The sequence below is a fragment of the Candidatus Zixiibacteriota bacterium genome (genome assembly GCA_014728145.1).
Lineage (GTDB): Bacteria > Zixibacteria > MSB-5A5 > JAABVY01 > JAABVY01 > WJMC01.
The window spans coordinates 1-8,460 of the sequence record WJMC01000209.1 but is presented as its reverse complement, the minus strand read 5'-3'; the positions used below and the strand labels follow the sequence as shown (position 1 = coordinate 8,460).

The 8,460-nt window shown below is 47.9% G+C and carries 8 protein-coding genes; all 8 read left to right on the top strand.

The window, feature by feature from the left end:
• Positions 1-28 precede the first annotated feature (28 nt).
• The 8 genes from GF404_11950 (at position 29) to GF404_11915 (ending at position 8,382) form a co-directional block, all read left to right on the top strand.
• A complete protein-coding gene (locus tag GF404_11950) occupies positions 29-319 on the top strand; it encodes a co-chaperone GroES (protein ID MBD3382894.1) in 291 nt (96 codons plus the stop codon).
• A gap of 17 nt (positions 320-336) precedes the next feature.
• Positions 337-1,989: a chaperonin GroEL gene (gene groL / locus GF404_11945; protein MBD3382893.1), complete on the top strand. Its 1,653-nt coding sequence runs from the start codon at positions 337-339 to the stop codon at positions 1,987-1,989.
• A gap of 141 nt (positions 1,990-2,130) precedes the next feature.
• The gene (locus tag GF404_11940; protein MBD3382892.1) at positions 2,131-3,924 is read left to right on the top strand and encodes a hypothetical protein; all 1,794 of its coding nucleotides are present in this window, start codon (positions 2,131-2,133) and stop codon (positions 3,922-3,924) included.
• A gap of 132 nt (positions 3,925-4,056) precedes the next feature.
• Positions 4,057-4,560 carry a ferritin gene (locus GF404_11935; protein MBD3382891.1) on the top strand — a complete coding sequence of 168 codons (504 nt, stop codon included), beginning with the start codon at positions 4,057-4,059 and terminating at the stop codon, positions 4,558-4,560.
• Between the two features lie 97 nt (positions 4,561-4,657).
• The gene (locus tag GF404_11930; GenBank protein MBD3382890.1) at positions 4,658-6,472 is read left to right on the top strand and encodes a M3 family oligoendopeptidase; all 1,815 of its coding nucleotides are present in this window, start codon (positions 4,658-4,660) and stop codon (positions 6,470-6,472) included.
• A 7-nt stretch (positions 6,473-6,479) separates the two neighbouring features.
• Positions 6,480-7,157, top strand: a complete 678-nt coding sequence (locus GF404_11925; protein ID MBD3382889.1) for a DUF554 family protein — start codon at positions 6,480-6,482, stop codon at positions 7,155-7,157.
• Between the two features lie 94 nt (positions 7,158-7,251).
• Positions 7,252-7,515 carry a hypothetical protein gene (locus GF404_11920; protein ID MBD3382888.1) on the top strand — a complete coding sequence of 88 codons (264 nt, stop codon included), beginning with the start codon at positions 7,252-7,254 and terminating at the stop codon, positions 7,513-7,515.
• A 429-nt stretch (positions 7,516-7,944) separates the two neighbouring features.
• Positions 7,945-8,382: a hypothetical protein gene (locus GF404_11915; GenBank protein MBD3382887.1), complete on the top strand. Its 438-nt coding sequence runs from the start codon at positions 7,945-7,947 to the stop codon at positions 8,380-8,382.
• The last annotated feature ends 78 nt before the right edge of the window (positions 8,383-8,460 follow it).

Genomic DNA, 8,460 nt, shown 5'->3' with positions numbered 1-8,460 from the left:
CATAAGCGTATGTACTAAGGAGGTTTAGATGAACATTCAGCCGCTTGCTGACAGAGTTTTGGTCGAGCCGATCGAGGCTCCTGAGGTAAAAAAAGGTGGGATTATCATTCCTGATACCGCCAAGGAACGTCCCCAGCAGGGAAAAATCGTGGCGGTCGGCCCCGGCCGTGTGGCTGAGGATGGCAAGAAAGTTGATCTGGAAGTTGCAGTCGACAACAAGATCCTGTATGGCAAGTATTCAGGTACCGAGGTGACTGTCGACGATAAGGAACTTCTGATCATGCGTGAATCTGATATTCTGGCAATTATCAATGACTAACCAAAGGAGTATTCACAATGGCTAAGCTGATTGAATATAATACTCAGGCTCGTGACCAGCTCAAAAAGGGCGTGGACAAGCTGGCCAACGCTGTCAAGGTGACGCTCGGCCCGCGCGGTCGCAATGTCGTGATCGACAAGAAATTTGGTTCTCCGACGATCACCAAAGACGGTGTCACTGTGGCCAAAGAGATTGAACTGGAAGATATCTTTGAAAACATGGGTGCCCAGATGGTCAAGGAAGTCGCATCCAAGACTTCCGATATCGCCGGTGATGGTACCACCACCGCGACTGTGATGGCGCAGGCTATTTTCCGTGAAGGTATCAAAAATGTTACTGCCGGTGCCAATCCGATGTCTCTCAAGAAGGGTGTCGACCTGGGTGTCAAGACCGTGGTCGCTGAGCTCCAGAAGCTGTCCCGTCCGGTTTCCGGCAAAAATGAGATTTCCAATGTAGGTACTATTTCGGCCAACAACGATCGTCTGATCGGCGACCTGATTGCCGAGGCGATGGAAAAAGTCGGCAAGGACGGCGTTATCACCGTCGAAGAGGCCAAGGGTACCGAAACAGAACTGACCGTGGTCGAAGGTATGCAGTTCGACCGTGGTTACCTCTCCCCGTATTTCATCACCGATCCGGATACCATGGAGACCAATCTTGAAGATCCGATGATTTTGATCCATGACAAGAAGATCTCGACCATGAAAGATCTTCTTCCGATCCTGGAGAAAGTCGCCCAGATGGGCAAACCGCTGGTAATTATCTCCGAGGATATCGAGGGCGAAGCTCTGGCTACTCTGGTGGTCAACAAACTGCGCGGTACCCTCAAGATCGCGGCTGTCAAGGCTCCTGGATTTGGCGATCGTCGCAAGGCGATGCTGGAAGATATCGCTGTTTTGACCGGTGGAAAGGTCATTTCTGAAGAGCTCGGTTTCAAACTCGAAAATACAGTTGTCTCCGACCTGGGTACCGCCCGCAAGGTCACAATGGACAAGGATAACACCACCATAGTTGAGGGTGGTGGCAACACTGAGGATATCAAGGCTCGTATCCAGCAGATCAAAAAGCAGATCGAGGATACGACTTCTGATTATGACCGTGAGAAACTGCAGGAACGCCTGGCCAAGCTGGCCGGCGGTGTGGCGGTTATCAATGTCGGCGCCGCGACCGAGACCGAGATGAAGGAGAAGAAGGCTCGTGTTGAGGATGCCCTGCACGCGACCCGTGCGGCTGTTGAAGAAGGTATCATCCCCGGTGGCGGCGTTTCATTTTTGCGCGCTATCAAGGCACTCGAGAGTGTTAATGCTGAAGGTGATGAAGCTATCGGTGTCAGTATTATCCGTCGTGCGCTGGAAGCCCCGATCCGCCTGATCGCCGAGAACGCGGGTGTGGATGGTTCGATCGTGATCAACAAGGTGCGCGAGATGGACGCTACCCACGGTTATAACGCACAGTCCGACAAGTATGTCGATATGCTCGAGGACGGCGTTATCGATCCGACCAAGGTGGCTCGTATCGCTCTGGAGAATGCCGCTTCGATCTCCTCGCTTCTGCTTACCACTGAAGCGATCATCGCCGATAAGCCGGAAAAGAACAAAGACGGCGGAATGCCTGAAGGTATGCCCGGTGGTATGGGCGGCATGGGCGGTGGCATGGGCGGTATGTACTAAACCGTTCTGCACTGCTTAAATAGATTAAGGCCCCGCACGACTTGCGGGGCTTTTTTTATATACGCCGTCCGGAATTCTTAGATTGACAAATCCTCTTATGTAAAGTAGCTTTTCGAGTCAGGTCGCTTTGAGAGGATGCAGATGCCAGGTTTTTCCTTCTATTACAGCCCGCATGGAATTGATCCACAGATGGAAAAAACATTGGATTCCGCTCTGCAGTCAGTCAGGTTTTTAGCGGAGTACAAAACCAGTTCATTGTTTTCAGACGACAAGTTGCGCCTGATGTACTGCGCCTATGATGGGTATCCATTGTTTACTTTTGAAGCTGACGGCCTTAAGATTTTCCTCGAAGGAAAGATATACGACCGCGATGAATGCCGGCTCGGAAGATTCGTTCAAGATATCGCAACTTGCGGATTGAAGGGTGGACTGCCTGATTCTGAGTTCAGTTCGTACCTTGACAGTAAGCTGTTACTATGCGATGGTGATTTCAACCTGGTTGCAATTGATCCCGCCAATAGCCACTTCCTGATAATCAATGATTCTTTCGGTAAATTGCTGTTATACCAGTATCGTGATGATGACAGCCTGGTTGTATCGCGTGACATTCGCTTCATCCAAAAAACAAAATCCATCCGTGATCTGGACAGTTACGCCCTGGCAGAATTTCTGATGTTCAAATTCACGCTCGGCGGTAAAACCCACCTGTCTGGTGTTCAGCACCTGCCTCATGGGGTATATTGCAGAAACCGGGCTGGCCGGGTACCAGAATTTAGACGTTACACAAGCTGGGATCTCTCCGAAAGCGATTTTGGCCGCTCAATCGACCGCAATGTCGAGGATCTGGTTGAGCTGTTTCTGGAAGCTTCTGAAAACAGAGAGAGACATAAAAACCGGCATATTTCTCTTTTGGGTATGTCCGGTGGGCTCGATTCGAGATGCGTGATGGGCGCGCTGGAAAAACTCAATGTCGACTACAAGGCTGTCTCTACTATCAACCACAGTCGTGAGAATCTCCACGATGTTGAAACAGCCGCCCGCGTAGCTGCTTTATACCAGCGGGAATTTATCAGCTGGGTTCTGAATCCTCCCGCTCTTGAAGATTACCGAATGCTGGTTGAGTCACGTTCCGGGTTGAACGATTGCGGGATGGCCGTGGCATTACAATTGTATCGGGAGATGCTCAGCCACAGCGGTTGGGGCGCGAACTTCTATACCGGCGATGGTGGTGCGTTTATTAAAACTCCTTACCGCATATCTCATAGAATCAGAAACGAAAACGACCTGTATAAGTATATCACTCGCTCGAGCTATTTTAATCCGGAAGAAATCGAAGCACTGCTTAATATCAGTCCGGACCAGTTAAAGTCACATATTTTGGAAATCCTCGGTAGCTATCCCGGAGATACATGGAATGACAAAAATTATCACTACGAAATATTTGACCGCCGAATAAGCTTTTTATTCGAGGGCGAGGAACGCACGCGCCTGTTTTTCTGGACAGTGGCTCCTTTTGAAGCTCAGCCATTTATCGCCAAAGCCTTGCGCCTGCCTGACAGGTTCAAGCGCAATTTTGCTTTTTCGATAAAATTTCTTGAGAGGCTCGATAAACGTCTTTTGGACATTCCTTATGCTGATTTGAATGCTAATGTTAACAGTCTCAAGGCAGTGTTTAAGATCAATGCCAAAGCCTGGCTTCAAAATCATCCCGCTCTCTTGCGGATCGCAAAAACAATATTGCACCCCGCTCACTATAAAACAGGCTTTCGGCCTGGTTTTCACAACGATGTGCTCGAAATTGCGAGATCGAGTCCTGTTCTCAGGGAATGTCTTGATTGCGATCACCTGGTGGAAATGATTCAAGGAAATCTCGACAGTGGCAGGTATACAGCCCTATTGACCATACTGTTGTACAGCAGAAGCCTTGAAAGCTAATGATTAAGTTGAAAATGGATTTATAACCGCTTGCGGGAGGGGCTGTATTTTATTATTTTGCCGGATTACTTGAAACATGGAAAAAGATTTTCTGTTTTAGTTATAAACTGAAATCGAGGAAAGGAAAATACAATGGAAGAAATTTTTGATTATGCTATGAAAATGGAACAGGACGGTCGCGAGTATTACGAGAAAATGGCCTCCGAAACCGATGTCCCGGCTTTGAAGAAGATCCTCGAGGGACTGGCCGAAGATGAAATCAAGCATTACAATATCTTCAAATCCCTCAAGGAAAGAAACGCCGACCGCCTGGGCGAACTGTCCGGCCAGGATACCCAGATGGTGACGACTACTAAAAATGTTTTTGAACAGATGAAGAACGAAAAAGGCGAATATTCTTTTGATGGTAATGTGATGGACGTCTGGCGCCATGCCCAGGATGTCGAGAAGAAAAGCGAGGATTTCTATCGCGACAAAGCCAAGGAAGTAAATGACGACCAGGCCCGCGCGCTTCTTAACAAGATTGCTGACGAGGAGCATAAGCACTGGGCCATTATCGAAAATGTCATGCACTTTTTGAACAAGCCCAAGACTTATCTCGAGGATGCTGAGTTCAGCAATCTGGAAGATTTTTAACAGTCGGAATTTCGAAATTATGAGGGGAGAGATGAGGGTGACCGAGTTTCTCCCTTTTTTGTAGTTAACACATCCCGCGCAGATTGTGAGGAATATAATGACCGATACTACCGCAAACCAGACTGCACCACGCTGGGACCTCGAACCGATCTTTCCCGGAGGTTCGGATTCCCGCGAATACAAGCAATACAGAGAAAACCTCAGGCAGTTTATTGACCGTCTCAGCGAAAAATTCAAGCAGGCTGAAAAGAAAAAAGACAATCTCAAGACCGGCGAGCTGGTGGAGCTGACGCTCGAATTGCAAAAAGCTTATGCCCAGTTTTTGCGGGCCTACTCGTTTGCCGGCTGTCTGGCCAGCCAGGATGTCAAGGATGACCGGGCTTTTCAGATAATTGCCGATATGCAGGAGATCGATTCACGCTGGCAGAACCTGCAGAACTCGCTTCAATCGCTTCTGGCGGTGATGGATGATTCCGCCTTCGCGGAGTTTGTTTCCGACCCAAAGGTCAAGCCGGTCGAGTTCTACCTGAACGAACGCCGCGAAATCGCCCGTCTCAAGATGGATCCTAAAATGGAATCGCTGGTACTGGATCTTGAAGTAAATGGTTATCATGCCTGGAACAATATCTACACCAAGATGGCCGGCGATTCAACGGTCGAGTTTTACCAGGATGGAAAAATCACCGAGATATCGCTGGGGCAACTGCATTCCAAAATGAGTTCTTCAGACCGCTCGATCCGCAAACAGGCTTTCGATAAGCTGACTGAAGCCTGGCAGAAAAACCTCGACCTGGCATCGATGACGCTCAACTCCCAGGCAGGTTTCAGGCTTTCAGTTTATAATCGTCGCAACTGGGACGATGCGCTCTTCGAGCCTCTGATTCTGAATCGTATTAAAGGCGAAAGCTTGCAGGCGATGTGGCAGTCGGTTATGGATCATGCTCCGAAATTCAATGAATACATCGATGCCAAGAAGAAACTGCTGGGGATCGATCGCTTCCGCTGGTATGACCAGATGGCTTCAGCCGGAAAAATCGAAAAGAGATACACATACGAGCAAGCCTCGGAATTCATCCTCGAGCAGGTGGAGGGGTTTAGTCCCGAGATGGCGGAGTTCATCAAGATGGCACTCTCCAAAAACTGGGTCGAGGCAGAGAATCGTCCCGGCAAGGCGGCCGGCGGTTTCTGTACCGATTTCGGTGAAGTCAAGGAGAGCCGGATCTTCATGACCTATGATGGTACCTACGACGACATGATGACCTTGGCGCACGAACTCGGCCATGCCTGGCATCATCACGTGCTGGTCGACGAACCGATTTTCAACACGTTCTACACTATGGGGCTGGCAGAGACAGCTTCGACTTTCAATGAAATGCTGGTGACCGATGCCGCCCTGGAAAAAGCCGAAAGCGACGAGGAACGGCTGATGCTTCTGGATCAGAAGCTGATGAATGGGTACACATTTTTCTGCAACATCCATGCCCGTTTCCTGTTCGATGTCGCTTTCTACCGGGAGAGAGCAAACGGCACGGTCAGCAAGGACCGTCTCAACCAGATTATGACCGAGGCGCAGGCCAAGGCCTATGCCGGTACGCTCGATCCCGAGGATGGTTACCATCCGGAGTTCTGGGCCTCCAAACTGCATTTCTTCGAGACCGAGATGCCGTTTTACAATTTTCCGTACACGTTCGGGTTCCTCTTCTCCAACGCGGTTTACCAGAGAGCCAGCCGGGAGGGCTCGGCATTCGCTGGTAAATACAAACAGCTTTTAATGGATACCGGTCGAATGAAAACCGAGGATCTGGTCAAGAAGCATCTCGATGCCGATATCACGGACATTTCCTTCTGGAATCAGATCACCGAAAAAGTCGTTGGCGAGATTCCGGAGTTTTTGAAGCTGGCTCAGAAGTAATACTTCTATGTTGGGTACACTGATAAACACCGGGGCGGTAATTGTCGGAAGCATAATCGGACTTTTGATTCATAACCGCCTGCCGGAAAACCTGACCCGTATCGCGTTCCAGGCGATCGGACTGTTTACACTTTTTATTGGAATCAAGATGGCTTCCGAAACCGGGAGCCTTCTGATTCTTGTATTCAGTATGGTGGCCGGCGCGATTAGCGGGCAGATGATTGACCTCGATCGCAGAATCAACAACCTGAGCGATAAACTCAAGGCGCGTCTCAAATCCAGTAACGAGAAATTCACCGAGGGATTGGTAACCGCATTTCTGCTGTGGTGTATGGGTTCTATGACGATCATCGGGGCGATGGAGGAAGGTTTCGGTTCGCCCCCTAACCTGCTATTGACCAAATCGGTTATGGACGGTTTTTCATCGATCGCGCTGGCGGCTTCAATGGGGATCGGGGTGATCTTTGCCGCTATCCCTCTCCTGGTTTACCAGGGGGGACTGACTCTTCTGGCGTCGTCATTGGGCGAGATCTTCAGTTCTCCGATGATTTCCGAGATGACCGCAGTAGGCGGATTGCTTCTTCTGGGCTTGGGAATCAATATCCTCGAGATCAAAAACCTCCGAATTCTGAATATGTTGCCCGCCCTGGTTTATGCGGTTATTCTGGCAGCGGTCTTTTTGTAGAATTCTTACTGTATGGTATCCATTTCAATAATCTAATCAAGCTGATTGACGATTCTGCCGTTAATTTAATTACACTTACAATTGAGGCAAAACCATGTCAATCAGCCCGACTGTTGAAATAATTATCGTTGCAACATGTTCGTTATCATACGGAATTGGCAACTACGTTAACTTTCGAGCCGGGGAGATCCTGAAGCTGATAGGAGTCGGCGGGATTGGATTGGTGATACTGAATCTGTTTCTAACCAGTTGTCCGGCCAGAGTTTTACCCTCGCTTCTATGGATCGTTTTGATCGTACTTGTGATTCAACTGGTAACCTGGGTTTATTTCCGTTACTTCAGCTACAATAATCAATGATCAGCTCAGCTATCTCGACCTGTATTCTGATGAGCTCTACTAAGTAGCCATTACCATGAATATATTCATTACTACATCCCATAATATTATTTTAGTATAAGTATTATTACATTATTATTTGACATTATGCTATTATAAACGTTATGATTATGTAATGGTGTTGCAATGGAATGAGCTCTTGAGCCCGCGATGTTGAAATCTCCCCCTCAGGGTGTTCGCAACCACATGCACGAACAGCGCGACGCTTTTAACAAGATATTCAAAACAAACAGAGCGATTTAGACAATATTTCTGAATATCCAGAATGCAACATGAGCGATCAGTTTAACAAATACAGTTGGGAGGTTTTTATGACATTATATGTCCACTTAACTGTCAGAATTTAACTGAACACGTTTTAATCTGTAAAAATGTTTATAGGAGGCAGACATGTTGACAAAAAAAATAATTTATCTGGTTCTGGTTGTCTTTGTAATCGGCGTTGCGTCACTTTCGCATGCTGAAGAATTCATCATATATTATCACGGCCAACCAATTGAAAAGGAAATAGTCGATGATCTGGTTACTGTCAGAATTGCCGGTTTCGACCTTCAGGAAGCATATGACTATGCGCATTCGCACAGTTTTCTGGATAATGATTTCAATATAGAAATAGTAGGTCCAGGCTTCTATTTGTTTGGAATAACATCCGGTCACGATTATGAATCCATTGCACACCTGCTCAGAGATGAGGATACAGTTCTGATGGTCAATCCTGTATTGGAATCGCTCGAAGAAGGAGTTATGTATCTCGACAACAGGATCTTCACCAGTTTGCATTTGACTCTGAGCAGTCAACTTTGTAGCTTCAGTCTGTATCCGCTGTAAAAACTGATCAGACAGGAGGGACGGGAAGATGATTTTTCGAATTGTAATAATCCTTTTAGTTCTGTTGACCTGCGGGCT

What these genes read in the sequence shown, in the direction of transcription:
- GF404_11950 (MBD3382894.1), top strand. Translation starts at nt 29, where the DNA reads ATGAACATTCAGCCGCTTGCTGACAGAGTTTTGGTCGAGCCGATCGAG.
- groL (MBD3382893.1), top strand. Translation starts at nt 337, where the DNA reads ATGGCTAAGCTGATTGAATATAATACTCAGGCTCGTGACCAGCTCAAA.
- GF404_11940 (MBD3382892.1), top strand. Translation starts at nt 2,131, where the DNA reads ATGCCAGGTTTTTCCTTCTATTACAGCCCGCATGGAATTGATCCACAG.
- GF404_11935 (MBD3382891.1), top strand. Translation starts at nt 4,057, where the DNA reads ATGGAAGAAATTTTTGATTATGCTATGAAAATGGAACAGGACGGTCGC.
- GF404_11930 (MBD3382890.1), top strand. Translation starts at nt 4,658, where the DNA reads ATGACCGATACTACCGCAAACCAGACTGCACCACGCTGGGACCTCGAA.
- GF404_11925 (MBD3382889.1), top strand. Translation starts at nt 6,480, where the DNA reads ATGTTGGGTACACTGATAAACACCGGGGCGGTAATTGTCGGAAGCATA.
- GF404_11920 (MBD3382888.1), top strand. Translation starts at nt 7,252, where the DNA reads ATGTCAATCAGCCCGACTGTTGAAATAATTATCGTTGCAACATGTTCG.
- GF404_11915 (MBD3382887.1), top strand. Translation starts at nt 7,945, where the DNA reads ATGTTGACAAAAAAAATAATTTATCTGGTTCTGGTTGTCTTTGTAATC.